This window comes from Brevibacillus sp. M2.1A (genome assembly GCF_013284355.2).
Lineage (GTDB): Bacteria > Bacillota > Bacilli > Brevibacillales > Brevibacillaceae > Brevibacillus.
Map to the genome: position 1 here is coordinate 4426074 of NZ_JABSUY020000001.1, position 26166 is coordinate 4452239.

32 protein-coding genes, 1 other RNA gene and 3 riboswitches are annotated in these 26166 nt (G+C 48.0%); of the genes, 9 read left to right on the forward strand and 24 right to left on the reverse strand.

Features of this window, described 5'->3' with window-relative positions:
- Nucleotides 1-22: 22 nt before the first annotated feature.
- Nucleotides 23-910 (reverse strand): YicC/YloC family endoribonuclease, encoded by an 888-nt coding sequence (locus HP567_RS21240; RefSeq protein ID WP_173608137.1) that lies wholly within the window; start codon nucleotides 908-910, stop codon nucleotides 23-25.
- A 179-nt stretch (nucleotides 911-1089) separates the two neighbouring features.
- Here HP567_RS21240 and HP567_RS21245 point away from each other — a divergent pair, with 179 nt between their 5' ends.
- Genes HP567_RS21245 through HP567_RS21255 form a run of 3 tightly spaced genes read left to right on the forward strand, consistent with a single transcriptional unit; the run spans nucleotide 1090 to nucleotide 3683 of the window.
- A complete protein-coding gene (locus HP567_RS21245; RefSeq protein WP_173608138.1) occupies nucleotides 1090-2829 on the forward strand; it encodes an Rqc2 family fibronectin-binding protein in 1740 nt (579 codons plus the stop codon).
- 36 nt (nucleotides 2830-2865) lie between these two features.
- Nucleotides 2866-3207 (forward strand): DUF2512 family protein, encoded by a 342-nt coding sequence (locus HP567_RS21250; RefSeq protein WP_047068205.1) that lies wholly within the window; start codon nucleotides 2866-2868, stop codon nucleotides 3205-3207.
- A gap of 32 nt (nucleotides 3208-3239) precedes the next feature.
- Nucleotides 3240-3683: a hypothetical protein gene (locus tag HP567_RS21255; protein WP_173608139.1), complete on the forward strand. Its 444-nt coding sequence runs from the start codon at nucleotides 3240-3242 to the stop codon at nucleotides 3681-3683.
- Nucleotides 3684-3773: 90 nt separating this feature from the next.
- On the opposite strand, the gene ssrS is transcribed toward HP567_RS21255, so the two are convergent.
- From ssrS to HP567_RS21280, 5 genes are all read right to left on the reverse strand, one after another.
- Nucleotides 3774-3964, reverse strand: a non-coding RNA gene (gene ssrS / locus HP567_RS21260) — 6S RNA.
- 85 nt (nucleotides 3965-4049) lie between these two features.
- Nucleotides 4050-4820 (reverse strand): enoyl-CoA hydratase/isomerase family protein, encoded by a 771-nt coding sequence (locus HP567_RS21265; RefSeq protein WP_173608140.1) that lies wholly within the window; start codon nucleotides 4818-4820, stop codon nucleotides 4050-4052.
- Between the two features lie 17 nt (nucleotides 4821-4837).
- Entirely contained in the window at nucleotides 4838-6013 is a 1176-nt protein-coding gene (locus HP567_RS21270; RefSeq protein ID WP_173608141.1) for a CaiB/BaiF CoA transferase family protein, read from the reverse strand.
- 131 nt (nucleotides 6014-6144) lie between these two features.
- Complete coding sequence (locus HP567_RS21275; RefSeq protein WP_007728403.1) at nucleotides 6145-6495, reverse strand: DUF4870 domain-containing protein; 351 nt, start codon at nucleotides 6493-6495, stop codon at nucleotides 6145-6147.
- Between the two features lie 96 nt (nucleotides 6496-6591).
- Nucleotides 6592-6843 carry a hypothetical protein gene (locus HP567_RS21280; RefSeq protein WP_173608142.1) on the reverse strand — a complete coding sequence of 84 codons (252 nt, stop codon included), beginning with the start codon at nucleotides 6841-6843 and terminating at the stop codon, nucleotides 6592-6594.
- Between the two features lie 281 nt (nucleotides 6844-7124).
- Here HP567_RS21280 and HP567_RS21285 point away from each other — a divergent pair, with 281 nt between their 5' ends.
- Complete coding sequence (locus tag HP567_RS21285) at nucleotides 7125-7295, forward strand: YjzC family protein (protein ID WP_007728413.1); 171 nt, start codon at nucleotides 7125-7127, stop codon at nucleotides 7293-7295.
- A 50-nt stretch (nucleotides 7296-7345) separates the two neighbouring features.
- Here HP567_RS21285 and HP567_RS21290 read toward each other — a convergent pair whose 3' ends face one another.
- Nucleotides 7346-7597 (reverse strand): hypothetical protein, encoded by a 252-nt coding sequence (locus tag HP567_RS21290; protein ID WP_173608143.1) that lies wholly within the window; start codon nucleotides 7595-7597, stop codon nucleotides 7346-7348.
- A gap of 91 nt (nucleotides 7598-7688) precedes the next feature.
- Here HP567_RS21290 and HP567_RS21295 point away from each other — a divergent pair, with 91 nt between their 5' ends.
- On the forward strand, nucleotides 7689-8222 hold the full coding sequence (locus tag HP567_RS21295) for a DUF309 domain-containing protein (protein ID WP_173608144.1): 534 nt from the start codon (nucleotides 7689-7691) through the stop codon (nucleotides 8220-8222).
- On the opposite strand, the gene HP567_RS21300 is transcribed toward HP567_RS21295, so the two are convergent.
- Nucleotides 8219-8770 (reverse strand): RNA 2'-phosphotransferase, encoded by a 552-nt coding sequence (locus tag HP567_RS21300; RefSeq protein WP_173608145.1) that lies wholly within the window; start codon nucleotides 8768-8770, stop codon nucleotides 8219-8221. The genes HP567_RS21295 and HP567_RS21300 overlap by 4 nt on opposite strands.
- Nucleotides 8771-8794: 24 nt before the next feature.
- A complete protein-coding gene (locus HP567_RS21305; protein ID WP_173608146.1) occupies nucleotides 8795-9475 on the reverse strand; it encodes a CPBP family intramembrane glutamic endopeptidase in 681 nt (226 codons plus the stop codon).
- Between the two features lie 193 nt (nucleotides 9476-9668).
- Here HP567_RS21305 and HP567_RS21310 point away from each other — a divergent pair, with 193 nt between their 5' ends.
- Nucleotides 9669-10868 (forward strand): MFS transporter, encoded by a 1200-nt coding sequence (locus tag HP567_RS21310; protein ID WP_173608147.1) that lies wholly within the window; start codon nucleotides 9669-9671, stop codon nucleotides 10866-10868.
- 97 nt (nucleotides 10869-10965) lie between these two features.
- Nucleotides 10966-11445, forward strand: a complete 480-nt coding sequence (locus HP567_RS21315) for a CcdC family protein (RefSeq protein ID WP_015892012.1) — start codon at nucleotides 10966-10968, stop codon at nucleotides 11443-11445.
- 35 nt (nucleotides 11446-11480) lie between these two features.
- Here HP567_RS21315 and HP567_RS21320 read toward each other — a convergent pair whose 3' ends face one another.
- Together HP567_RS21320 and HP567_RS21325 are read right to left on the reverse strand one after the other, a co-directional pair.
- A complete protein-coding gene (locus tag HP567_RS21320; protein WP_173608148.1) occupies nucleotides 11481-11888 on the reverse strand; it encodes an NUDIX hydrolase in 408 nt (135 codons plus the stop codon).
- Between the two features lie 25 nt (nucleotides 11889-11913).
- Nucleotides 11914-12729: a VOC family protein gene (locus HP567_RS21325; protein WP_173608149.1), complete on the reverse strand. Its 816-nt coding sequence runs from the start codon at nucleotides 12727-12729 to the stop codon at nucleotides 11914-11916.
- A 78-nt stretch (nucleotides 12730-12807) separates the two neighbouring features.
- Here HP567_RS21325 and HP567_RS21330 point away from each other — a divergent pair, with 78 nt between their 5' ends.
- Nucleotides 12808-13977, forward strand: a complete 1170-nt coding sequence (locus tag HP567_RS21330) for a CapA family protein (RefSeq protein ID WP_173608150.1) — start codon at nucleotides 12808-12810, stop codon at nucleotides 13975-13977.
- Between the two features lie 62 nt (nucleotides 13978-14039).
- Here the strand turns inward: HP567_RS21330 and HP567_RS21335 are convergent, their stop codons facing one another.
- From HP567_RS21335 to HP567_RS21390, 12 genes are all read right to left on the reverse strand, one after another.
- Nucleotides 14040-15305: a homoserine dehydrogenase gene (locus tag HP567_RS21335; protein WP_173608151.1), complete on the reverse strand. Its 1266-nt coding sequence runs from the start codon at nucleotides 15303-15305 to the stop codon at nucleotides 14040-14042.
- Between the two features lie 87 nt (nucleotides 15306-15392).
- A riboswitch (SAM riboswitch) is annotated at nucleotides 15393-15504 on the reverse strand.
- A 64-nt stretch (nucleotides 15505-15568) separates the two neighbouring features.
- Nucleotides 15569-15675, reverse strand: a riboswitch (SAM riboswitch).
- 95 nt (nucleotides 15676-15770) lie between these two features.
- Nucleotides 15771-15908: a hypothetical protein gene (locus HP567_RS21340; protein ID WP_173607641.1), complete on the reverse strand. Its 138-nt coding sequence runs from the start codon at nucleotides 15906-15908 to the stop codon at nucleotides 15771-15773.
- Between the two features lie 156 nt (nucleotides 15909-16064).
- A riboswitch (cobalamin riboswitch) is annotated at nucleotides 16065-16270 on the reverse strand.
- A 25-nt stretch (nucleotides 16271-16295) separates the two neighbouring features.
- On the reverse strand, nucleotides 16296-16859 hold the full coding sequence (locus HP567_RS21345; protein WP_173608152.1) for a DinB family protein: 564 nt from the start codon (nucleotides 16857-16859) through the stop codon (nucleotides 16296-16298).
- Nucleotides 16860-16876: 17 nt separating this feature from the next.
- Complete coding sequence (locus HP567_RS21350; protein ID WP_173608153.1) at nucleotides 16877-17518, reverse strand: cyclase family protein; 642 nt, start codon at nucleotides 17516-17518, stop codon at nucleotides 16877-16879.
- A 21-nt stretch (nucleotides 17519-17539) separates the two neighbouring features.
- Nucleotides 17540-18529 (reverse strand): Gfo/Idh/MocA family protein, encoded by a 990-nt coding sequence (locus HP567_RS21355; RefSeq protein WP_173608154.1) that lies wholly within the window; start codon nucleotides 18527-18529, stop codon nucleotides 17540-17542.
- 23 nt (nucleotides 18530-18552) lie between these two features.
- On the reverse strand, nucleotides 18553-20052 hold the full coding sequence (gene zwf / locus HP567_RS21360) for a glucose-6-phosphate dehydrogenase (RefSeq protein WP_173608155.1): 1500 nt from the start codon (nucleotides 20050-20052) through the stop codon (nucleotides 18553-18555).
- 98 nt (nucleotides 20053-20150) lie between these two features.
- The gene (gene kynB, locus HP567_RS21365) at nucleotides 20151-20771 is read right to left on the reverse strand and encodes an arylformamidase (protein WP_173608156.1); all 621 of its coding nucleotides are present in this window, start codon (nucleotides 20769-20771) and stop codon (nucleotides 20151-20153) included.
- A 135-nt stretch (nucleotides 20772-20906) separates the two neighbouring features.
- Nucleotides 20907-22085, reverse strand: a complete 1179-nt coding sequence (locus HP567_RS21370) for an ATP-binding protein (protein WP_173608157.1) — start codon at nucleotides 22083-22085, stop codon at nucleotides 20907-20909.
- Nucleotides 22086-22268: 183 nt separating this feature from the next.
- Nucleotides 22269-22793 (reverse strand): phage tail protein, encoded by a 525-nt coding sequence (locus tag HP567_RS21375; RefSeq protein WP_173608158.1) that lies wholly within the window; start codon nucleotides 22791-22793, stop codon nucleotides 22269-22271.
- A gap of 15 nt (nucleotides 22794-22808) precedes the next feature.
- Complete coding sequence (locus HP567_RS21380) at nucleotides 22809-23318, reverse strand: phage tail protein (RefSeq protein ID WP_173608159.1); 510 nt, start codon at nucleotides 23316-23318, stop codon at nucleotides 22809-22811.
- 27 nt (nucleotides 23319-23345) lie between these two features.
- The gene (locus HP567_RS21385; RefSeq protein WP_173608160.1) at nucleotides 23346-23861 is read right to left on the reverse strand and encodes a phage tail protein; all 516 of its coding nucleotides are present in this window, start codon (nucleotides 23859-23861) and stop codon (nucleotides 23346-23348) included.
- A gap of 54 nt (nucleotides 23862-23915) precedes the next feature.
- Nucleotides 23916-24392 (reverse strand): GNAT family N-acetyltransferase, encoded by a 477-nt coding sequence (locus HP567_RS21390; protein WP_173608161.1) that lies wholly within the window; start codon nucleotides 24390-24392, stop codon nucleotides 23916-23918.
- 367 nt (nucleotides 24393-24759) lie between these two features.
- Between HP567_RS21390 and HP567_RS21395 the strand changes: the two genes are divergently transcribed.
- Nucleotides 24760-25476, forward strand: coding sequence for a hypothetical protein (locus tag HP567_RS21395; RefSeq protein WP_229088089.1), 717 nt, complete (start codon nucleotides 24760-24762; stop codon nucleotides 25474-25476).
- A 32-nt stretch (nucleotides 25477-25508) separates the two neighbouring features.
- Here the strand turns inward: HP567_RS21395 and pyrE are convergent, their stop codons facing one another.
- The gene (pyrE, locus tag HP567_RS21400; protein ID WP_087349934.1) at nucleotides 25509-26147 is read right to left on the reverse strand and encodes an orotate phosphoribosyltransferase; all 639 of its coding nucleotides are present in this window, start codon (nucleotides 26145-26147) and stop codon (nucleotides 25509-25511) included.
- Nucleotides 26148-26166 lie beyond the last annotated feature (19 nt).

Genomic DNA, 26166 nt, shown 5'->3' on the forward strand with positions numbered 1-26166 from the left:
CGGCCCAGCCCATCCTTTCATGCTACTCGACATTCTGTATTTGCTCCCGCATTTTCTCCAGTTCTGTCTTGATCTCGACAGCCAAATGCTGAATGCGCAAATGATTCGCTTTGGAAGCAATCGTATTGGCTTCCCGATTCATTTCCTGGAGCAGAAAATCCAGTTTTCGACCAATTGCTTCTTCTTTGCCTAATTGATTGGCAAACTGTTGGCAATGACTATCTAAACGGGTCAACTCTTCACTAATATCACTTTTATCAGCGAAAAAGGCAACCTCTTGCGCTACACGAGCAGGGTCCAATTCAAAAGGTGTCAAACCGACCCACTCACTAACGCGTTGCTCAAGTCGGCCCTTGTAATCTTCCCTACAAAGTGGGGCCAACTGGGAGATCTCCCGGGTCCATGTGTTGACGGCAGTCAGGCGACTGGCTAGATCAGCATGCAGCAGTTTACCCTCGGTCTCTTTCATCGAAACGAGATCCATTGCTGCGGCCCTGACCAGGTCTTGGAGCCACTCTGCCAGCTCCTCCACATTGTCGTCCTCTGACTCTTTGGTATGTATCACGCCAGGAAAGTGTAACAGATCCTTGACGGTTAAAGGCGTCTCTAGCGAAAAACGCTGAGTCATCTCGCGGGAAATGGAGACGAGCTGTTCAGCTACATCCCAGTCAATGTCCATAACCGTAGCAGAGGAATTTTTCCCTTCCACTGAGACAGTGACATCGACACGCCCTCTTCTGACGTACTGTGCGACCAGCTTACGAATCGAATCCTCAAGCATATTCCATGCTTTGGGCAGGCGCACGACAATCTCAGAAAAGCGGTGATTCACTGCACGAATCTCGACTGTTGCTCGAATGGAGCCCTTGCTATCTTCTTTTCTACCGTAACCAGTCATGCTTCGAATCACAAGTTTTCACTTCCATAGACGCAAAATCGTTAATTTATTATAGGAGACAACTCTTGGCAGTGTCAACCGAAGCAGCCCCACCATTGAGAAGATTCCTCCTTGCTCTGACTTATGCTACACTGTGACTGGCAGCTGTCTATCTATTATTCTAGCCATTTTTTTGATCTGAGGTGACTTTTGTGGCATTTGATGGCGTAGTAACCCGCTCCGTTGCGCGGGAATTACATAAACTGGTAGGAGGACGCATCTCGAAAATCCACCAGCCCCACCATAGCGATATTGTTATGCAAGTACGGACACAAGGAGAAACAGTAAAGTTCCTCCTGTCTGCAAACCCGACCTATCCGAGGCTTCACATCACGACAGAAGAATTCACGAATCCGCTGGAAGCTCCGATGTTTTGCATGCTATTGCGCAAGCATTGTGAAGGCGGCGTCATTGAATCTGTCGAGCAAATCGGGATGGAGCGAATCATTCACATCGATGTACGCACTCGGGATGAGCTGGGTGACACGGCTGTCCGCCGAATTATTGTAGAGATCATGGGCAAGCACAGTAACATCATCCTCATCGATCCTGCAACCGGAGTGATTTTGGATAGCGCCATGCATGTGACGCTGGCCATTAGCCAGTACAGACAAGTAACGCCTGGCAGACCTTACGTCTCTCCTCCGAACCAAGATAAACGCGACCCTCTCACTGTAACCGAGCAAGCGTTTCTTTCTTCCCTCGACTGGAACAGCGGTCGTTTGGACAAGCAAATCGTAGATGGCTATACCGGGATCAGTCCCTTACTGGCAAAAGAAATTTTGCACAGAGCAGGGCTCGCGAATCGTGAAACATTGTGGGCTGCCTTTTCACAGGTAATAAAGGCAATCAACGAACATGAATATGCACCATCCATTGTTGAGGCGAATGGCAAAGCGTATTTTCACGTCGTCGAGCTGACTCATCTCTCAAACGGGGTTACCACCCCCTATCCTTCCGTCCAAGAATGCTTGCAGGCATTTTACGAAGGAAAGGCGCTCCGTGACACTGTCAAGCAACGTGCGCACGATTTGATTCGCTTTGTCACCTCTGAGCGCAATAAAAATGAAAAGAAAATCGAGAAGCTCGAGCAAACGCTGCAAGATGCGCATGAAGCAGACCAGTTCCGCTTGTACGGGGAATTGATCACCGCCAATATGCACCAAATGAAGCGAGGGGATCGAGAGCTCGTCACAGTTAACTGGTATGACGAAGTGGGAGATACCATCACCATACCTCTCGACCCATTGAAGACCCCGTCGGAAAATTTGCAGTCGTATTACAAGCGGTATAACAAGGCCAAAAACAGCCTCTCCATCGTGAGTGAGCAGATTGAACAAGCGCAGGCTGAACTCTTGTATTTGGACGGCGTATTGGTTCAACTGGAACATGCCACCTTAAAAGATGCCGAAGAAATTCGCGAGGAGCTCGTTGAGCAAGGCTACATGCGGGATCGTAAAAAACGCGGTCCGCGCAAGAAAAAAGATACCAGACCTGAGCTTGATACATACCTTTCTTCGGACGGCATTGAAATTTTGGTCGGCAAAAACAATAAACAAAATGAATACTTGACCAACAAGCTCGCATCGTCGCAAGAAACATGGCTGCACACCAAGGATATCCCTGGGTCCCATGTCGTCATTCGCGCTCGGGAATTTTCGGATAAAACGTTGCTGGAAGCTGCGAATCTGGCGGCTTATTTCAGTCGAGCCAAAGAAGGCAGCCAAATTCCCGTAGATTACACGCTCGTCAAGCATGTAAAAAAACCGAGCGGGGCCAAGCCTGGCTATGTGATCTACGAGCAGCAACGAACGCTGTATGTAACACCAGATGAAGCATTGATCCGCCGTTTAAAATCAAACACCTCTTCTACGAATAGTGCGACTACCTAAGTTCATACTAAGGGCATGAAAGGTGGTGTTCGCACTTTGAACATCGTTCTCAAGCTCTTGTTTAACGGAATCATCGCCATTCCAGGGCTTTGGTGGTCGGGGACGTCCCTTATGTTTGCTGTGCTCGCAAGCGTGATTGTCAGTTTACTGGGTTATGTACTGGATTTGACAATCCTCCCACGTACGAACAATACGTTTGCGAGCTCCGCTGATTTCTTGTTCGTGTATGCCTCCTTGTGGCTTGGCTGTTACTTGTTTGGTCAAACCATATCCTTATCTGGTTTGTTGTTGACGGCATTTGCCATTACGGTGGTCGAATACTTTTTCCATGGTTACCTGCAACGGCACGGTGTCCACCATTCCAAACATCCGGGCTGAAGCATCATTTCTATTTTGGAAGGAGGATCAGGATGAACGTCATTGGCATCATCCAGACCGATCTTAACGAATTCAACGTGCTGTTTGAGCAGCAAGGCGGACAAGGCGGAAACGGACAAGGGCAGCAATCACATGACGGCGGACAAAACAACCAACAAGACCAAGACAGCGACTCGATGTTTCTCAGTTTTCTCGATGAACAACCGAGTTCAAATGAACACAGCGGGCAAGGGAACAGCCAAGGTGGGCAGCAGCAAAATGGCGGCGGCCCGCAAGAGTTGACCGTTCGCATTAAAGGAATTCCTGAGGGACAAAAAGCAAACTTCCTGCAAATGTATCAAATTCTTCAAGACGCCCAAGACTCCCAAACCCTTGAAAAAGACCTGACCATTGTCGATCACGGAGATCAAGACCAGGGCTCACAAAAACAAGGGCAGGGTCACAGCTCGGGCAAGCAAAACAAAACCACTCATTAATTTGAAGGCAAAAACAAAAACCACCTGGAAGCTGATTCCAAGTGGTTTTTGTTTTTGTGCTATCGGCAATTCATTGCATTCATAAACGGCCAAGTCCCCGCTCTGCCGTTGACCTCATGTTTCTATAACCTGCGCTCACACAGGTGGGCGACCCTTCTGCACTTCAGCCTTCCCATGCATCCAAAAAGGAGGTGGGCCTGACATCCATCACAGTTTCCGTCTCCCAAAAAACACGTATAAGGTTAGAAACATTTACGGCCTATCGTACATCGCAGGATCTTGATATCCCTACTTTAACACAGAATGGTCCATTGCTCAACGGATAAAGTTCCCTTTGGACTTTTCCGAGCGCAAAATAGCCTATCGCTACGTCCGCTTTAATTTCGCTTGTACAAGCGTCTGAAATTCAGGACGTGCGATCAGGGACGGCTGCTGTTGCTTTTCCCAGGCCAGAGCGTATTCTAGGCTGTTTGTGTGGCAGCGTCCCACCCCTTCTTTTGTTATAGCATACGCTTGTTTGGGCAGGCGTAATACCGCAGCAACCAATTTTTCAACCTCACTTTCGACTTGACTTGCTTCTACCGCTCGATAGATCAAGCCGATTTCCTCCGCTTTTTTCCCTGTTATCTTTTCTCCCAGGAGTGCGAGCCGCTTCGCCCACGCGGTACCAACAAGCTTCGGCAAAAGGTACGTCCCACCAAAATCCGTTGTCAGACCGATCTGGACAAAAGGCTCCTGCAACAGTGCATCTTCCGTCGCAATGACAAAATCAGCATGCAACGCGAGATTGAGTCCCGCTCCAACAGCTACTCCCTCGATAACGGCAATCACAGGCTTTGGCATTTGATGCAAATTGGTGATGAAATCATTAATGATCGTCAATGATTGATCAGCGTCACTCTTATCCGTCAGCGCAGTCAACACGCCCAAATCAGCACCGGAGCAAAAGTTCCCTCCTGCTCCCCGCAAAATAAGCATATCGACTTCCTCATCGGCTGAAGCTTTTGCGATCGCGTCCTGCAAAAGCGAAAACATTTCTACCGTCATCGCATTGAGGACATGTGGTCTGTTGAGCGTAATCGTGCAGATTCCACCAGCTTTTGTTACGATTAATTGCGTTTGATGATCCTGTTCCATGATTTTCTCACCCTTTCCTATAAAGAAGCAGCAGGTATAACCCCCTGCCTGTGCAGCCTGTTCAGATCTTCCTCTGTCAGGTTCAGCTTGCGTTTGAGCAGTTCGTGCGTGTAATCGGTGTGCCATGGGGGTGACAACCTCTCTGCCCTGTAACGATGCGAGAAGCTCCCCTCTTGATTGAACGACTTCTTTTCCAAATAAGGAAGCGTATACGCTATCTCCCTGTTCGCAACGTACGGATTGTTTGCCCAGTTTTCCCAATCTTCAACAGCGGTCAGACAGCAATCCACTTCGCTGCCCAACTCACTCCACTCGGCTTGGGTTCTGGACAGAAACAGTGCTTTCATATCGTCAAACACTTCTGGATACTCAGCAACGCTCGCCAGGTGGCATAGCTCCCAGTCTGCTCTTCCTACCGCGCGGCAAAAATTGAGCCAGAACTTCTCTTCCAGGGCAGCAAGCGCGACATACTGACCGTCTGCTGTCTCAAAAACCTGGTACGCCAGCAAATTCCCTCTTCCTGTTTCCCGTCCAATCGACGAACTGTATGTCATAAACAGCGCATGAAGCCCTGTCCAAGAACTAAACAAGTCAGCCGATGATACATCCAAATAAGCTCCTCGTCCTGTCCGCGCACGTTGCACAAGCGCCGCACATATTTGTTCACTGGCATACAGCCCAAGTGCGTAATCAGTAAGCGGAGTATCAGCAACAACGGGCTTTCCTTCCAGATCGCGAACCAGCGAGAGAAATCCGCTTACTGCCTGGACATTCAAGTCATGCCCCCCTATTTGGTATAGCTCCCCGCTTTGACCATAGCCCGTCACAGAACAATAAATAACCGCAGGGTGCATCTCCCACAGGCGATCATAATCAAGTCCCAAATGTCGCATCACACCGGGTCGATAGCTTTCCACCACGACATCAGCCTGTCTGGCCAGAGCAAACGCGAGCGCTTTTCCCTCATTTGTCCGCAAATTCAAGGAAATACTTTTATGATTGCGATGTGAACGCAGGTAAAACGCTCCCGTCTCTCTAGCTTCGGATTGAGTTGGCCTGGTTAACGATGAGTGAGCATTGTCTTGATACGGTTCCACCTCGATGACCTCTGCCCCCAAATCAGCCAGGCGCATCGTACAAATCGGACCTGGAAGATGGCGAGAAAAATCGACTATCGTCACTCCTGTCAGCATGATTTGACTCCCCCTTCACCGACTACACTCATTTGGAATTCGAGATGAACGACTGTTCACCCTCTTTTTTAATGGAAAATTCAAACAAATAAAAAAAGCCGTCCCCTGCGGAACGACTTTCCCAAGAACGGTTATTTGATAAACCGGAGAGTGAGCGGGTAACGGAATTCCTTTCCCTCATTCGCTTTCACCGCAGCGATAATAACGAAAATCGCCCAAAAAATAAAGAGGGCTCCCAATAATAGTACGCCAATAAAAATAATGATCAACAAACTTGAAATGGCGGCATAAATCGTCACCGAGATACTAAAATTCAAGGCCTCTTTTCCATGCTGATAAAAAAAGGCTCCTTCTTCACGTTTGATCAACCATACGATTAAAGGTCCTAGTACATTGCCGAACGGAACGATAAAACCAAGGAAGGCAGATAGATGTACGATCATCGCCCACATTCGTTCCTCTTTCCCATTCAGGAATTGCATACCCATACCTCCATTAATCCTTTTCCTCTATTGTACGACAAATTGTGCAAAACTTGCGAAAAAACGAAAAAAGCGCCACTTTGGCGCCTTTCTCTATTAATACTTGCTCTCGTGACTTCCACCGTAACCGCCGCCGTATCCGCCACCATAAGAGGAGCCGTAACCATCGTAACCGCCGTAACCGCCGCCGAAGTGGTCATAACCACCAAAGTGACCGTGTCCACAGCTACGACCGTATGGTTTACAATGGGTTTTGTAGTGTGGCTTGTAGAAGCAATGCTTTCTGTACACTTTCTTTTCGCAGCATTTAAAGCATCTGCGACGAGATCTTCTGCATCCGCAACTCATTAACCTCACCCCTTCCTGTTCGTTACATCTACAAGGTATGTAGGTGAAGACATATCGGCATGGACAGAAGTCTATATACGAATCAAAATCAGCGGATGTCTCGTAGGCAATTCACTAGCAGGAGTGGTCAAACGCTGATTGGATCGCACTTTTTCCGGCGCTGCGAATGGAAATGATCGTACAGGAATTCAAAATCTATCGTCAACAGGAGCGAGGGCATGAAGCCTGTATACGGGGTCATACTAATTCAGATGACAATTCCTTAGGAAGAAGGTGCCTTCGTGGGAGAACACAGCCGTTTTCGTGAAGGAGAAAAGTCTCCGAAAAATGCCGTATACATGGAGATTGGTGAGTCCGGTGCAAGCGTGCAGGACCCGATGATCATCGAGCTTTCCAGAGGGGAAAAGTTCCCCGCTACACGAAATAAAAATCGCGTATGGACACAAAAGTAAGAATGCAAAAACCAACCTGGCAACATGCACAAGGTTGGTTCTCTTTTTTCCTAAATGTCGTCGTCTTCGTCGTCGTTTTCTTCCTCTTCGTCTTCTTCATCGCCGCTCAAGTAAATAATGGTGACACCCAAGCTCTCCAACAACGAAAGGACTTCTTTGTTCAACTCCTGATTCATGAGCAATCCCAGGCTTTCCACGAGCTCGAGCTCTTCCAATTCGCCCTGTTCAGCATCCTCGATCAGTTCTATGATTTCGGTCATTCGCTTTTTTTCCAATACGGCTACGAGTTCATCTCTTGTCATAAATGGTTTTACACCTCATTTTCTACTCTCTATGCTTTATAATAGTACATAAACGAACCATTGAAAACCAAGCAGTGAGGTGAAGATCACCATGTATCCGCAACCATATCTGGATTATTTAATCCAATTTCATGTAGAACGCGATTATTTTGAGTGTCATGAGATTCTCGAGGAGTATTGGAAAAGCGCTCCTCCCCATGAGCGACAGCTAGTGTGGGTAGGTTTGATTCAAATCTCCGTCGCTCTTTATCACCAGAGACGCGGGAATCAGTCAGGTGCAATCAAAATGCTCACGAGCGCCATTTCCCTTGTCAAAAAGCATCATCTTGACATTCAGAAGCTCGGGTTGGATAGTTCCAGTCTGGTAAGCCTGCTTGAAGAGCGCCTGACGGAAATGCAAAATGGTCTGCCCTATCGAAGCCTGTCCTTGCCCATGTCCGATTCCTTGAAAAAAGCGTATCAAGAGGCTTGTACGATGCAAAATCACCCAGAACATCGGGAAAGCGATATGCAAGACGCCTACTTGCTGAATAAGCATACCTTGAGGGATCGCAGCGACGTTTTGGCAGAACGCCAGCACCAGCTACAAATGCGCGAAGCACGTCGAAACAACGAGTCAAGCTAATCTGCGTACAACTGCAAAAAAGTGGCTGGGACAGCATCACTCAAACAATAGCGCTCACCCACTCGGTAAAAGCAAATGCCGGCTTCATAGGCCTCCTTTGCATTCACAGTGACGAGGCGCAATGTGTCTGTCGGCTCTCCGATATGCTCCGGTCTATCCGCAAGCTGCACATACTCACTGGCAATCGGCAACAGACCGCCAGTGAGTACTTGTTTCAATAACTTTCGATGTGTCCCGTAGTAGAGAACGTCAGGTGGCACGATCTCCATGAGCCTGCTTTTTGCAATCGAGGGCAAAAAGCCGTAGGTAACTCGAATGAGTGCTCCTCCGTCCCATTCGATACTTCGCTCCGGATCGAATTCCATGACTTGATGAAGATCTTGCCTCGTTATATATGCGCACCCTTTCAGCGTATGAAGATATTTCAGCAACGGCTCGACCGGGGTATACCCATACGTGTCATAGTAGAGTTGAAATGCTTCACTGTTTTGCCGAAGTATACTGAGCAGTCGCTTGCGAAGTCTCGTTTCTTCATGAATGGCCAGCATCCGTTCCGCCCTCCTCCTATCCGGTCAATAAATCCAGAGAACCACAGCTATTGCCAGACCCAAATCCGCGAGTAAATGGCTAATCCAGTTTGGATAAATCGAAGGAAACATTTCTTTCATCCATCCCCATATCAGCCCAGCGCCCAAAACCAACGAGGTAATTAACAAGCCGTTTCGAAAACCAAATAAGATCGTAGAGATAATCAGGTGATACAAAGAATAAAAGAAGCCAGAAAGGAAAATGGACATCAAGCGGGACAAGGATGCACGAAACCGCTGCAATACGAAGCCTCGCCAAAACAATTCTTCCAGCAGCGAGTTAATGAAAATAAGATAGCCAGCAAAAACCAAAATCCAGCGGCGCTCAATCCCCCATGCTTCCATACCTGCTCGAACGACTTCCGGTCTTCCCGGTTCCTGCAAGAGCAACCAAAGTCCAGCCAGCACTCCTGTCAACATCAGAACGCCAAGTGCCAGTCCGTATAAAGTACCCTGCCATTCAAAACTTCCCCACGCGAAACGCCAGTGCTTTCGCAAATCTCCCTCCCACCATGCGTGAATGACGGGAATACAGATGCAAACGAGCACATGAAAAGAAAAGAACGTGATAATGACGCTATGCTTTTCCACCAGTCCGTAAAAGATCGTGAGTGTCGCAGCAAATCCGTACACGATCAACAGTAGTAACGTTCGTTTTCGCGCCATTTACGAATAGCTCCTTTTGTGCGTAATGGCCGCAGTATTGCGTTAGTTTGTCCGTTATAAATACGAAGAATACCCACAGAGACAATAAATATACAAGCGTTTGCATGAATGCTATACTAGATAAATCGCTTTTTATCAAAAAATGGTTCGATTCAAATTTTTACCTATCTAACGAATGTTTGGAGTGGCTCTCATGTTATGGCGTAATCGTACCTTTCTGCTTTTAATGAGCGGAGAGATCGTCGCGGGAGCGGGCATGTGGATTTCGATTATTGCCAATCTTGCGTTCATGCAGAAACTTGTTCCTTCTGATACGGTGAAGGGCTTGATTCTGATGTGTGGATTGGTGGTCAGCATTCTCCTCGCCCCTAAAGCGGGTGTGGTGATTGACATGTACGACAAAGGCAAGATCATGCTGTTTGCCAGTGTGGTCCGAACACTCAGCCCAGTCTTCATGTTCCCTGCTCTTGCAAACGATTCTCTTCTGTGGATGATCGTATCTTTGATCGTGATGCAATGCTCTGCTGCTTTTTATTTTCCGACCGTGCAGGCTTCCTTGCCAGCCATCCTTTCCCAGGACGAGTTACTCAAGGCAAACAGCGCATATTTGAATATTTCTACCCTCTCGCGCATTGGGGGAACAGCAATCGGCGGTATACTCGTTGCATCCATGGACCTGTCCATGCTGTATGTCTGCTCTATCATCGCGTATGCAGTACTCGCTGTGGTCACGCTCTTTCTCCGCATTCCACCCGTCACTTCTCGGAAAATTCAGGAAAAAGTGGAGTTCCGCGAAGTACTGACGATCTCGCGGCAAGACCCGGCTTTGTTTGTCGGGTTGATTAATAATGGGTTGATCACCTTGTTCCTTGGCGGTGTGAACCTGATGATCTTGAACTTTAGCGAGCTGCAGCAGGAACCTCAGCTCATGGGATGGATCTATGCAGCAGAAGGAATCAGCATTTTGATTGGAGGGCTCTTGGCCAAACGTTGGATAGGCCGCAGAAACCTCGTGGCAGCGTCCACCATCATGCTCTTCTTCTTCGCGCTGTCCCAGTTTGGCATGTCATTCGCGGATAACAAATTCATGGTGCTTGCTTCCTTCTCCGTGTTCGGCTTTGTCGTTGCTTTCTTCTTTCCGGTCATCGCAACGATTTTCCAGAAGCGCCTACCTCCACACCAGCAAGGGCGATTCTTTTCTTTCAAAAGCATGCTGGATCGTGGGTTCTTCTTGTTGGCTCTCGCAATTACAGGAGTTGGGCTGGACCTTCTCGGCATTAGCGGCTACCTCCTCTTCATCGGCTCGCTGACATTGCTCTTTGGCTTGTTGACTTTCATCTACAGTAAAAAGCATAAGCTGGATGTCCGCTCCCACGATGAAGCAGTTGCCTAGTATCGGCATATAACGTACCATGACAAACGCTTTCCTATCGACCATGCTTTGGTGTACACTATTGAAGTATGTTGAACACTTATGGAGGCGTTTTTCCATGCAGATACTTTCCTCTCCCGTTTTGGGAATCTTGCTGCCTCTCGTGATGGCTATTGCAGTGATCTTTTTGAGAATGCGTCGGCAAAAAAAGCCGGCTTCTGCAAAAAGCATTATTTTGCCACCATTCTTTATGGCGACAGGGTTTGCGATGTTTTTGTTCCCGGAGGCGCAATTACCGCCCAAGTTTGATATTGCAGCCTTTGTGGTTGGGGTTATCTTTTCGATTCCGTTGATTATGACATCACGTTTTGAAATCATTGGGCAAGATGTGTATCTGAAACGGTCCCGTGCGTTTTTCTTCATTTTGTCCGGTCTGTTGGTCATCCGGCTGATTATTAAACTGTTGATCAATGATAGCTTTACACCGATTCAAACAGGTGGACTGTTCTTCTTGCTCGCATTCGGTATGCTCGTGCCTTGGCGTATCGCGATGCTGGTGATGTACCGGAACTTAACCAAAAAGACGTTTGGTACCTAATAGAAAACCACCTCCAATGCGAGGTGGTTTCTTTCTTAAAATTCTACATAAAACGGATGCTCTTCTTCTCGCAAACACAACTCAATCCGTTGCCGGAAGTTTTTCCAGGTGACCATCTCCAGCGCTTCCTCTACCGGAAAAAAGCCTGCCTGCAAGCATTCCGGGGTCGTGATCAATTTTCCGCCGATCGGTTTGGCTAAAAATAACGCATTGCAGAGGCTTTTCCTCACATTTTGAAAAATACCGCAAAATTTCGTCACTTCAATCTCTAAACCGCACTCTTCCTTCGTCTCTCGAATGGCTGCCTCCTTGAGAGATTCGCCCTCTTCTACTTTTCCACCGGGCATTTCCCATCCTCTGCGCGGACCCTTGATCAATAAAATCTCCTGACGCTCATTGATAATAATCGCTGCTGTGGAAATCGTATGCCGAGGTGATCCCATATGTACGCCTCCCTTTTTTAAACGACTACTCCAGCGCTGCCAGAAAGTAAGATCCTCCACCAATCTTATACTCGCTATTCTTGCATGCTCCTGCGAGCTTCGCAAAAAACGGTCTTTGCCCGCGATTTTTCCATGCCGTCTGCGCCAATCCCTCCTCAGTCGGTTGGCAAAGCACTACATTTCCCCCCGGAAGTTCAAATGCTTGGCAGATAGCCCCCAGTTTTTTATCGTGGAATACTTCGCTCTTCTCCCACCCAAACCAGCTTTGCCAACGGGCTGTCGCTTCTTCCAGATCCTTTACTGCATAGCCTACTGACTGGAGATGAGCTGCACCGTTCGGATGTGCGGCAATCATACCGCGATTCGTCAAATCTTCTCTTCTCTCTTCATCCGTTTGCGACCATTCAATGAGAAATGGCGGGAGAAGAGCACTATCTGTATCTTCGAGAAACAACATCCGCCACCGAAGCGTCGTACCATCATCACGCGTACGATTTCCCGCAACAGGTCCAGTAACCTGCAAGCCTTGGCTTCGCAGGCGCTCTGCCCACGCATCCATCTCGTTGGTCCGAAGCGCAATCTGACCGAATCCTTCCCCCTTTGCTTCATCCTCGATACATTGACGTACGAGCGGATTCTCTGATTGTCGAGCAAGCTCCTGGTGTTCAACCGCCAAAAATTCAACATAAGAAAGCCCGAAATAACTAAGGCTATTCCATGTCCCCCAAGACGCATGACGCCCTCCAGCTACCGCATGAAAACCCGCTTGGCAAAATTGTTCCGCTGCTTCCTGTGGAGTCCGATGTACAAAATGAACCAAATGATCAAAAGTTAATCGCACCTTTTTTCGCCCCTTTTTCGTATTACTTATAGGATATCAAACTTCATTTATGTAAGGATAGAAAGACAAGGGGGAAAAATGAACGAGAACAGATCAAGCCGGATACATGCTCGGCGCAAGCGCTCACGCAGAAAATGGGTACGTATGGGAAAGAACACGCTCCTATTTAGCTTGTTGGCCATCTTCGTCGTCGGAACCTACTACCTATTCCAAATTGCCATGGATGGAGAACATGCCAACCCGAACACACAGCCTACTCCTGACAATACCGCGAACCAAAAGACTTCTGTGCAGCTCACCTTTGTCGGTGACATCATGATGTCAGGAAATGTTGAGAAAACCTTACTCGCAAACAGCTATGACTACCCATATAAACATGTAAGCTCGCTCTTTTTGCAAGATGATATCACCATTGCCAATTTGGAGACGCCTATCACCGTCACAGGTGTTGCCGCTCAAAACAAGGAGTATGTCTACAAATCATCGCCACTTGCTGTTCCTGCCATGAAAAACGCGGGGATTGATGTGGTGAATCTCGCCAATAACCACTCCATGGACCAAGGAGTTCCAGGATTGTTGGATACTTTTGACGCTTTGGACGAAAACCGGATTGAATACGTCGGCGCCGGTAAAGATGCCAGCCGTGCCTATTCACCTGTATTCATAGAAAAGAACGGCATCAAGATCGCGATTCTCGGCTTCAGCAGGGTCATTCCCGAAACGAGCTGGTTTGCAGGAGATTCCCAGCCAGGTATGGCCGCTTCCTATGATCCTACACTGGCAGTGAAAGCGATCCAGGATGCGAACAGCCAAGCTGATCTCGTCGTGGTGATTGCACACTGGGGCAAGGAACGCTCCGACTATCCTGTCGATCATCAAAAAGAGCTGTCCCGTGCCTACATCGATGCTGGTGCAGATTTGATTGTCGGCGGTCATCCCCACGTACTTCAAGGCTTTGAACGATACAACGACAAATGGATTGCGTACAGTCTTGGCAATTTCATTTTTACACGGTCAAACGAACCCAAGACTTGGGAAACGATGGTCCTGCAAGCAAGCTGTACGAAAAGCGGCGATTGTGAACTGACGATGCTTCCGTTTCACGCAGAATTGGGACAAGCCGTACCCATGAATGAAAGCAATGGCGCTGCCCTGCTAAAACGCATCGAATCCATTTCTGAGAGTGTCGACATTCAAAGTGACGGGCGTGTGCAGCCACGTGCTAAAGCAGTGGAGACTGCCCCCTGACAAAAGAAGCCGTGTTTCCAGATACCTAGAAATACGGCTTTTCTTCATATGATTCCTCTTCCTTACGCAGATTCAAGAACAGGGAAGCAGCGCACTTCTAAGCCAAAATCATTTTTCAACAAAGACTCATGCTCTTCACTGATTCCTGTCACGATCAAGCCTGCGCGCAAGACGCCACCCAAATCGAATTGGACTTTTAGCTTATGTACGTTCACTCCTGCCTGCTGAAGGAAATGCAAGACTCGGTCTGGCGTCGCAGTATGACATGAGCCCTCAAGATAACACAGGACGTGTTCTGCCGAGTCCGATGTAGCTCCAGCTTTGTCAGCCGTTTTTTCTTTCCAGGTAGGATGCGGCGTGAATGGCTGTGTCAATAAATAGGCCAAATCCTCCACGACTGCACTTGCTGTAGGAAGCTCTCCCGCCCCTCTTCCTGTAAACAGCAAGTCTCCCACGATGTTGCCGGATAGCTGGACAGCATTAAATGCGTCGTGGATTTGCGCCAACGGATGGCTCAGCGGAAGCATGGTTGGTTCAACAGATAGGCGAATTCCTTTCTCAGCTTGATAGGCCTGTGCGATCAGCTTGATCCGATACCCCAGCTCGCTTGCAATCCGAATGTGACCTACTGACAAATCTGCAATTCCTTTACGAACAACATCCGCTAAAGGCAGCGATTCTCCGTAAACAAGCTGTGCCAAGATATACAATTTGTACATAGCATCGAAGCCTTCTACATCCGAACGAGGGTCTGCTTCCGCATAGCCCAGCTCCTGCGCTTGCTTGAGCACCTCCTGATATGAGAGCTGCTCTGCTTCCATTTTCGTCAAGATGAAGTTCGTTGTTCCGTTGAGAATACCGCGAACACCTTGGATATCATTCGTGCGAAGGAACTGCCTCAGCACACTCAAGATCGGGATGCCCCCTGCCACACTCGCTTCATAGGCAAGATGCACTTGATGCTGATTTGCCAAATCGACTAGCTCTGTTCCTTTTTTCGCCAGGAGCTCTTTGTTGGCAGTTACCACATGGCAGCCCTTTTTGATCAAAGCACGAACGTAGTCATAGGTAGGTTCTACACCACCCATGACCTCCACCACGATATCCACATCGCTTCTCAATACATCCTCAAAATCTGTTGTCAATAAAGCCGGGTCGACATGAACCGCCCGCTCTTTTTCCGAGTCACGCACCAATGCCTTGACGATTTCAATTCGTTTACCCAGACGAGTAGCCAGCTTCTCCTGTTGCGAGCGAATCGTTTTGATTACGCCTCCACCCACTGTCCCCAATCCCAATAATCCTACGCGTACCACTTCTGCACTCATTCTAACCACCCCATACCCCGAATTTTGGATAAAAAGAAGAAGCCATCTTCGATAAGAAGAAGGCTTGTAAGTAGCTAATGCTCCCCCTCCTTATCTCCCAGGACGTATATGTCCTGCAGGAATTGGCACCTTGTCACAAAATATGCGTGACGGTTGCCGGGCTTCATCGGGCCAGTCCCTCCACCTCTCTGGATAAAGAAAATATGAAATTAAAAAACCTTCTTCGCTAAGAAGAAGGTTCATCTACCAATGGAGTAACCCGCTTCTTATCTTTCGAGACGAAACGTCTCGCAGGAATTGGCACCTTGTCGCTATATGCAACGGTTGCCGGGCTTCATCGGGCCAGACCCTCCACCTCTCTGGATAAGAACCATTTATGCTGTTGAGCTTTATTCTAAGAAATTCCAAGGCAAGCGTCAACAAAATTCTTTCTTTTCTGATTGCAAGCTGATTTTGGCAAAGCTTTCAGTTGTAGGTGAACAGGCTTTCTACCTCTTCCATACTGCAGCAAGTGCAATGAAACACGCCCTCGTGGCAGTCCTCAGGCAGCTCCTTTTCCTCAACATATCCGCACCATTGGCAAATAAAAACTTGAATCATCATACGCCCTCCTCCTCTTTTATCCTGCCCAAAATAAAAAAAGCATTTTCCGCTCGACCGTGACGATCGTTAGAAAATGCCAGAAAAGGAGGGACGTACTTGTCCACTCGCTGTTTTTCGCAAGCCATCTCTAACACCTCCCTATCTCCCGTAGGTCTATCAGTGTTGTCGAAACAGGCAGGTCTCCTGACTATGGGTTCATCGTCTAGCGTCGCCTTCCCCGTCTATTTGGATAGACCAGTGGCTTGTTGGACGCTGACTCCCCTCTTACAGTGGCGGGACCGTGTCGGATTTGCACCGAGCTTCCCTATTATCCTTGGGGCGAATTGGTAACGCCCTAAGGAACCTGTTTCCACCTATGAAATTGTCTTTTCTTGCTACTCTCCTCAGTTATTTTTCCGTGTATTGCGAACCTTGTTCGTGGGCCAGTTGCCATTCCTTCCCCAAATACCGCTCTTTCAAAATGGTAGTGTGGTGAGCTTCATGTCCAGCAATCACGTAGGCCAATGTCCTTGCAGATAGTTTGTTTCCGTTGGCAAGTCCTGTACGCGTCCATGCTTCCGGAGAGATTCCGCGGACCTGCGCGATGGTGGAAGCACGAACAGCCTTGTACTCTTCCAATAAATCTGAGAGGTCTCTTAGTTGAAAGCCCCCGTGTTCAACAAAAGCATTCTCATCAAAACCGACGAGGGGTGTCTGATCTCCTCTCGCAATTCTCAACAAGCGATAGCTCATGATGCGTTCTGTATCGACGAGATGACCCAAAACCTCTTTTACCGTCCATTTGCCTGGTGCATACCGATAATCAATTTGCTCGGGCGCAAGTGAGGAAAATAATGCGACTTGCCTCTCTCCTTGTTGTGTGAGGATCGTTTGCAGCTCCCCCTCCGGTACAAGTCCAATATAATAGTCAAAATAAGCAGCGTATTCATCCCGCTCTGGTCGTCTGAGCATACGTTTCCCACTCCTCGTCATTCAGTTTCGATAGACAAATTGCTATGTAAACCTTCAAACAATAGGACCCTTGCCGGGGCTGCATCGGTGCCAATCAGCTTGAGTGGGGCAGCTACCAGAAAGTACTCGCCTGGTGGGACCTCTGCTAGCCGCAAGCCTTCTATGACAATGACTCCCGCTGCAAACAGCTTTTTATGTGTGGGGTGACCCTCCTGGCTACGTTCGATTCCAAGTGCATCAGTGCCAATGCCCCGCACCCCCAGCTCACTTACATATTCTGCACCTTCCTCTGACAGAAAGATGAATTCAAAAGAGAACGCCTCTTCAAAAGAGTTTTTCGTTTTAAACAGGACAAAATCTCCTCGCGCAAGATCGAATCTCTCCAAGTCAGCGCGTGTGATCCTGTCTTCTACCGCTGTGAGATCGAGAACCTTGCAATTGCCAACTAGCTTCTCCAAGGAAATACTCTCAAATGTATCGCCAGCATTCACCATGTGCAGGGGAGCATCCACATGGGTACCCGTGTGAAGGTCCATATCGATTCTCGATTCGGTTACATACCCACTGGTAGCCGTATGTATTTTCGGCTGCTTTTCCGGCTTGTTTTTATATACCGTCATTCCTTCGTACACGGTGGCGGTTACATCATACATTTTCATCCCAAACCCACTCCCCTTTGCCTACTGTTTTTTTCGATCCGCTGGAAAAGCAATGCCCATCTGTCTTCTCGCTTCATCCATGACCTGCATGGCCATTTTGGAAACTTCATGCGAATTCGTTGCGGATTGTCTGGCCCCAATCCTTGCCAAGCGCAAGAATTCTCTTATTTCATAGTGCATAGTCTTCGGGGTCTGTGGCCTTGTTACTTGCTCGATTCGTCCGTCCCTGTAACGAATGTCCACTTCTTTGAGATGGTTGATTCGATCGATTACCATCGTGGCGTCCTCCCCTTGAATTTCTGCTGGCTGATAGGAGGTCGTAATTTTCGAGTAGCTAATGATGGCATCCATCTGGCGATATTTCAACAGCATACTGCCTTCTCCATCCACGCCAGAATCAAGCACAATTCCTCCTGCTTTGACGTCGTCTGGTCTGCCAAAAAGGATGAGTAACGGATATAGACAATAGATACCGATGTCCATCAAGGCTCCGTTTGAAAAAGCAGGATCAAAAGCACGTAAAACCTTCCCTTCGCGGTAGGCGTCATAGCGCGAAGAATATTGGCAATTGCTCGCAATAAAACGTCGTATTTTTCCCAGCTTGTGAAGGTTGTCTTGTATCGCAAAAAAATTGGGCAACAGTGTAGATTTGACAGCCTCCATGAGAAGCACGTCATTTCTTTTCGCTGCCTCGATCATTTCTTCTACCTCAATTGCATTGGAAGCGAGTGGCTTTTCACACAATACGTGCAGCCCCGCGTCCATGCACTGGATCGCTTGTTCCGCGTGGCAGGAGTTGGGGCTCGCAATATAGACCGCGTCAATATTTTTGCTTGCAGCCATTTCTTCTAGGCTGCTATAGGCGAATGGAGCATGGTACTTGTCAGCGATTTCCTTGGCGCGTTCGATGGTACGTGAATAAACAGCCTGAAGAGAAAATCCTTCTACTTCTTGACCAGCCTGGATAAATTCCTCGGTGATCCAGTTCGTTCCGATTACGCCAAATCGCATCTCATCCGCTCCCTTTTCTTTTTCTATCTCGTTGCAGTGACTGGCACTCGTTCTTCGACCTTATCCAGCCACCACACGAATCCGTCTGCTGCAAGCAATTGCTCTGCGGCCTTTGGTCCGAATGAGCCGGCTTCATACGTAAAGAGCGGTACCAAATTTTCAGCGAAGGCTTCCAAAATCGGTGTCACCCACTCCCACGACAACCGGACCTCATCCCAATGCGCAAAGTAAGTGGAATCCCCCCGGAGTGCATCGAACAAGAGCAGCTCGTACGCTTCTGGCACGTCTTTTGTCCCTGCACTGAAATCTACCGTCACCGGCTCAATCTTACCGCTATTTGTCGGATTCTTACTATTTACCTGCAAAGCAATACCTTCGTTCGGATTCACGCTAATAATCAACAAATTAGGCGATGTCGTTTCATTTTGCTCCTGATATAGCTTTTCGTGCGGATTTTTGAACTCAATGACGATCCTTGTTGATTTTTCTTGCAGTCTTTTGCCCGTGCGAATATAAAAAGGTACCCCTTGCCAAAACGGGTCATCAATCCAGACACGAGTGGCAATATACGTTTCTGTCATGGAAACTGGATCGACACCAGGCTCGTCCCTGTAGCCAGCTACAGGCGTTCCTTGAATATGTCCTGCGCTATACTGACCGCGAATAACGTGGGTCCCGACTTCTTCTTTCTTCATCGGACGCACGGCTGCCATTACCTTGCGTTTTTCTTCGCGGATATGAGCGGATGTGATTCGCTTCGGAAGCTGCATGGCGATGATCATGAGCATTTGCAACATGTGATTTTGAAGCATGTCACGCAGTGCTCCAACTGGCTCGTAATATCCAGCCCGATCCTCGACGCCGACCGTTTCATTCGCCGTAATTTGCACGTTGGCGATGAACTGATTGTTCCAGAGAGCCTGAAAGACCGGGTTCGCAAATTCGAGAGCCTCGAGGTTTTGCACCATCGGTTTTCCCAAGTAATGGTCAATGCGATAAATTTCTTCTTCCGAAAATGCTTTCCCCAGCTTTTCATTCAATTCTTTCGCGGATTGCAAATCATGTCCAAACGGTTTTTCAATGATCAGGCGCTTCCAGCCTGTCGTTGAACCGAGCCCGCTGGCTTTGACATTGGTTGCAATTCCCTCGAAAAATTGCGGGGCCACTGACAAGTAAAACATCCGGTTTTGCGGAATCTGCAGCTCTTGCTCTCTTTGCAGGACTAGATCATGTAACGTAACATAAGCACGCGGTTCCATGACATCTACTTCCGCATAGCGACAAGCAGACAAGAAAGCATCTAGTTCGTGGGAATCAATCTGGGCCCGACGGGAAAACTCATGGACAGAATGGCGAACAGATTCCTGAAATTCGTCATCAGACCACGCCCTTCTCCCCACGCCGATAATCGAAAAAGCGGCAGGCAACTTTTGATCGACATATAAATTGAAGAGCGCAGGGAAAATTTTGCGTTTTGCTAAATCTCCTGTCGCGCCAAAAAGGACAAAGGTCATCGCTTCCATCTACTTTTTCATTCCCTTCATACGTACGCCGTAATGATGGTTTTTTGTCGTTACCCTGTTATTATTCGAGAAAATCACTGCTTTATCAATATGCAGCCTTACGAACGACGCAAGATTGCACGTACCGGACTTCCATCTGCTTCTACCAAAGACAGCGGCAGTGCGATCAGTTCGTAATCTCCCGGTTCGACATGATCGAGCAGAAGCCCCTCCAAAATATGAATATCCTGCTGGTGAAGTCCATGATGAGCAGCCAGTTCCTTGCTGTCTAGCGGATCGACAGATGGGACATCTACTCCAATCAGCCGAATGCCTTTTTGGGCGAGAAACGCTGGCAAGTCCGCTCGCAGATGACAGATGGTTGACGGAAATTGATGGGGATCGCTCCATGATAACGTTTTGAGCAGCAAGCGTTCGACCCCCTCCAGATCAACCTGGACAAAATCTTCTGGGCCAATGCTAGAACGTCCAGTAAGCTCCACCACTCTTGCCTCTCCGATGTACAAGTCTAGGGGCAATTCAGCTATTTTTCGGCCATCGTCATCGAAATGAAACGGAGCATCCACATGGGTACCTGTGTGAACACTCATGGTTACTTTACCGACATTGACTGAGCCACTCTCCGTTTTGGGCCAGTTTACTACATAGTGAAAGGGAGTGTCACCTGGCCAGGTCGGCATACCTGCCATGAACGGACGGGATATATCTATTATTTTCATCGCGTATTCTCCACCTTCCAGCAACTGTTAGCGCCTATACTCAGCGTACAAAAAAGACTGTATTGAGTCAATATTCTAACATTTGCACGAAAAAGACCGCAGCTTGATAGCGTGCCGACAGTCTTTTCGTTGATTTCAGATTCTACTGTGAAGAGATAGGTAGTCCCACACTTCATCATAAATTCCGTTGTCATCCACTTGCTTCAAATGTTCTTTCAAAGTCCTCAACCACTCAATGGTTGTTGGATACGTAGCTGCAATGGCCTCACGCAGATCGCTCATTTGAATCGGGCGATCGACCCCTTTTGTTACGATATCATGCCATACTTGCTCCGTCGCGAGCTCCACCACGTACTCGATGTCTGCCCCCGAATAAAACTCTGTCCATCCTGCCAATTGCTCATAATCGAGCATCTCAGAGGGACGGCCCTCCAGTTTTAAGCGAAAAATATCCTCCCGTGCTTGCCGATCTGGCGGTCCGACAAAAATCCAGTGATCAAACCCAGCCGCTCGAAGCATGGAAGGCTCCAACTCCCATGGAACATTGGTTGCGCCCATTAGGACGAATCGTTCGTCGTACTCGCCCGCCTCCGCTATCTGCTGAAGCCATTTGGAATCGATCCCCTGTCTAGGATAGGAGTTCGCATGCTCTTCATCATGGCTGGAAGCGTCCAGTTCATCTAAAAAGAACAGAAACGGTTTATTGGCAGGGACTGTCGCTAGTAAATCGTGGATGTTGAAACGTCTGTTTGACGGCGTATACATACTTCGACCGCCTGTGATTGCCATAGAGAAAAAATGAGCCTGACATTCTTCTGCGGTTGCTTTTGCCAGCAAAGATTTTCCGCACCCCGAAGGTCCGTAAAGTAAAAGGGTACTTTTCTTTTGAGGCAGCCGTTGTGAGATAGGCTGTAGGAGTCTTTGAAAGATTATCTCTTTTACTCTTCCATGCCCGCCGACCGTTCCAAAACCCGCCGTTTTCTCAACGAGTTGAACCGATTTCGCGGTGGTCTTCCCTTTGCCCCCTTCAATGACGCGTATCTTAGGTGAAAACATCGTAGTGTATGTAGAGGAATCCTTCTGATTGATCCCTTTTAACGTCCGCGAATAGGGGAATTCTTTTTGTAGCTTGTTGAGCTCGATCACAATTTTTTCCTTCATCGCTTCATTACCATAGGCAAGGGCCTGCGTAAACGCCTGTAAAGCCTCCGTACGATCCCCCTGCTCAGCATGCTCTAACCCTAACAACAGCCATACTGGTGCATTGCGTTGATCGCTCGTCAACATGCTTTTCAGTATTTCTATCTTCGTCATCTGCTTCATCCTCTGCGATCGTTCTGCTTCAAGCGATCGTTTAGTATCACGGACATATCCATTATAATGCATACGTCTCGCAAGAAGAATACGAAAAGTAGGAAAAGATGGAAGAAGGGCTGTGACTATCATTCGAAAAAGACGCCTCCTGCTACACAGCATCGGGCGTCCAAGATCCAGTCTCTATCCTCTCGACGGAAAAGCTCCACCTTCCACACAAATGATAAACGAGAGTCCGAGATAAGGTTGCATATTATTATGAGGCTGAGTCCCGCCTGTGATTCCAATTGCTTGCTGACTAAGCTGTGTCCCATCACTCGTGTTGGAGTAAGGAATGATACCTCCCCGGCCACCAGTGGATGACCATTTTGACCCTGTTGGCGTATCCCCTGTAGGAGCTGTGCACACATTCGGAACGTGAGTATGAACCGGAATTTGGTTTTGCAGAAGTGTTATATTGGCTGCGCCATCTGTCTGACCTGCCGTACGCGGTGTCAAGCCAGGTCCTGCCCCCTGATTCATCGGGGCTGCGCCTCTTAAATTGGGAAGCGCAAATGTGGTCTTGCCATCTCCGCCATACTTTGAACCCAATATCGAATACAAAACAGGATTGGAAGAGATCGTAAGCAATTGTCCATCACAAAAAGCCCAGTCCCTTGGCGGGAAGCTGCCAGCGAAAATACGAATTTCTCCAATATACGGATCCATATGATAGTGCCTCCTTTAGTTTCTTGACGGGTAAATCCCTTGAATCGCGATGCAAAAATTCCCGACCAAATACGGCTGCATATTGGTATGAGGTGCACTGTTTCCTACCGTTTGCAACGCACTCTCACTCATCGTCGTATCAGGGGTTGTCCCATAGGTTGTAGTGGATGCTTGTGCCCAGTAGTTCCCAGCGCTAATTTTTTCAGAGGCTGCTGCATTCGAGCCGGTTGCCATATGGGTATGGGCGGGTATCTCGCTTGTCGAAAGTACATGACTTTCTTCGCCGGCTGACAGACCGCGCGTAACGATGGGGCGATCCTGTTGATTGTTTACATGAACAGGGACACGCCCTCTTAAATCCGGTAAAGCAAACGTGTTTTTCCCGTCCCCCCCATAAGCACCTCCTAACAAGGAATACAGTGCCTGGTTTGTATTGATAGGCAACAGCGCTCCATTACAAAAAGCCCAACCCTTTGGCGCAAATGGAAAGGGAAAAAATCGAATTTCTCCAAGAAATGGTTCCATGTAAAATCCTCCTGTTCGATTGGAATGTTAATTTTGTTGAGGATAAATCCCATACAGGGCAATGATGAAATTAATAACCGTAGACGGCATCAGGTTACTGTGTGGTTGATTTCCACCTACAGCACTCAAGCTGGACGCGTTCATCAATCCATCAGGTGCATTTGTTGAATATAGCTGCGTATTCTTTGCCCATACAGCATTGGCAGGGCTGTTCTGCGTTCCTGGCTGCGATGATGCATGGACCGTATGTGTATGCGCGGGCAATTGTGGGATGGTTAAGGTGACGGATTCTACACCATTTTTTTCACCTATCACGAAGTTAGTTCCTGTACGCGGATTTTTCCCTTGATGGAGCGGGATACGTCCTCGTAAATCAGGCAACGCAAAAGTCGTTTGTCCATCCCCGCCATATGTGGTTCCAATCAAACTAAATAACGTGTCGTATTCAGAAATAGATAAGATCTGTCCTTCGCATAATGCCCATCCTTGTGGTGCATAATCTCCTCCAAACATCCTGATTTCTCCAAGAAATGGCTCTGCCATGTTGCTTCCTCCTTATGTAATGTGGTTATTCCCTTTGTCAAGCGACCAGCCTGGTCATTTTTGCAAAAGTGGCTGCCATTCCATTTGGATATACAGCCCCGTTGAGTCTGTCACGATGAAATGAAGTCGTTCATATAATCGAAAGGCAGGATTCCCTTGTAAAACATGTAAACGGATCGGTAATGGGACAGCTTCAGCCTCTTTTTGCAGTTCGCCCATAATGCCAGAACCAACACCCTGTCCCCGATAAGCAGGCAGCAAAGAAATATCGACAAGATGCAGTGCATCTCCGCTCGCATCCGTGATCAAACGACCAATAGGCTGCCCGGATCGGAGAATGATTTGATGATTTTGAGCGGGAAACTGCATGTGGTAAGATTTCTGCTGCATGATAAACTGCGACTGTAAAAAAGCAAGCTTGTCCGACTCACTCCAACCCCAAAGAGCTATTTCTTCGGTTCGAGTAGAGCAGTACAATTCCCAAATAAACGCTTCGTCTTGCTCATATTCAAAAGGCCTGGTATGTACCATAATCCTCCTTGTAGCAATCGTTGTACTTTTCTGTCATTTGATCAGTTACCTGCTTGCATTCTTTCAGGCCTGGATACACCGACTTCACTTTCCTCTGTGTATCGCTCTTCCTCCTTCGAACTTTTTCTGATATCCTGCCTGATTTAATAGCAATCATCAATCATGATATCATTAGCCGAATTCCTTCTAACACTAACTAAAGTTAGCTCTTTTATATGAAAAACGCTTCGTCCCCCAAAATGAGAAGAAGCGTTTTTATCGCTTGCAAAAATAAGGAAGACCCCATATTACATCTACGAGGCTAAAGCCTTTCCTTCTGGACATCTCCAAATCTGATCCTCTCGCCCATGCTCCCGATGATTTGACCTTGATTATCAGTGCGGTAAATGATCCAGATGACAAACTGCTGCTAGCTGCGGCTCGTCGACAGATCGCTTTGATTGACGTCACGCGTTGGACAGAACGATTTACAAAGTCCATCGACCGATTAAAGAAGGAGAACATAGGCTCTCCAGTCATACTCGCCTCAGGGTGGATGGGGGGAACTATATCCCTTCTTGCAAGCATACATACCTCTTCCTTGCAAGATGTCCAGATTCATCTTCACGCTCTTTATTCCCTTCAAGACAAAGCGGGTCCAGATTCCACCGACTATATGGATCGTATGAATATTCCTTTTACTGTCACCACACCTACTTTTGCCCTTGTTTCATTTGTAAAAAGCCGGATATGGAACCTGCTCGGCAAGAGCACACGTCAAAAAATACTGTACAATCCAGGCGCAGGATCTCCTCAACATGTTGTCATCCAAATAAACGGGTGCAATCAGCATGGCATGAACGTGAAACGCCAAGTCGAGATTACTGATCCGAAAGGGCAGACTCACCTGACCGCTTTGGGAGCTGCCATTTTTGCGCAACAAATTATTCGACAAAGCGAAAACTCAACGGTTACGCCCGGTATTCTGTTTCCAGAGGATTTTGGCCATTTCGAAATGACTGCCGTCGATATCCTCCAGTTCTATCGATCCGAAGGCGTCCAGATTACGATCCACGACGAAACAAAAAAGAGTAGGACGGTCTGAGTGCCGCCCTACTCTTCATCCTGTATCCCTTTTTATTCAAAAAAAGTACGCGGGGACTTCCGCCATTCGCCCAATACTTTTTCCTGTTCGCTCGTAATAACCCCTTGCTCTGAAGCTACTTCCAAAAGTGCTGTGTAATTCGATATGGTCGAGCAAGGAATGCCAGCTTCCTCAAACAAGGCTTGGGCATCCGGGAATTGGTAGCTGAAAATGGCTACGACTCCCAGTACCTCTCCGCCCTCAGCCTGTACCGCTTGCGCTGCTTTCAAGGAGCTACCTCCTGTGGAAATCAGGTCTTCAATCACGACGACCTTTTGACCAGCCGCCAATGCACCCTCAATCTGGTTTTGGCGACCGTGGCCTTTTGCCTTGTCCCGTACGTAGATCATAGGCAGATCAAGCAGCTCTGCAACCCATGCAGCATGTGGAATACCAGCAGTTGCTGTTCCCGCCACGACTTGCGCATCTGGGTACTGCTCCTTGATCAGATCAGCAAAAGCTCTTGCAACGGCACGGCGCACATGCGGATAAGACATCGTGATCCGGTTGTCGCAGTAGATCGGGGATTTGATCCCGGACGTCCATGTAAAAGGTTGCTCCGGTCGCAGATGAACTGCCCCGATTTCGAGAAGATTCGCTGCAATTTGTTTAGCGGTTGTCATTGTCGTCATTTCACTTATTCCCTCCAGC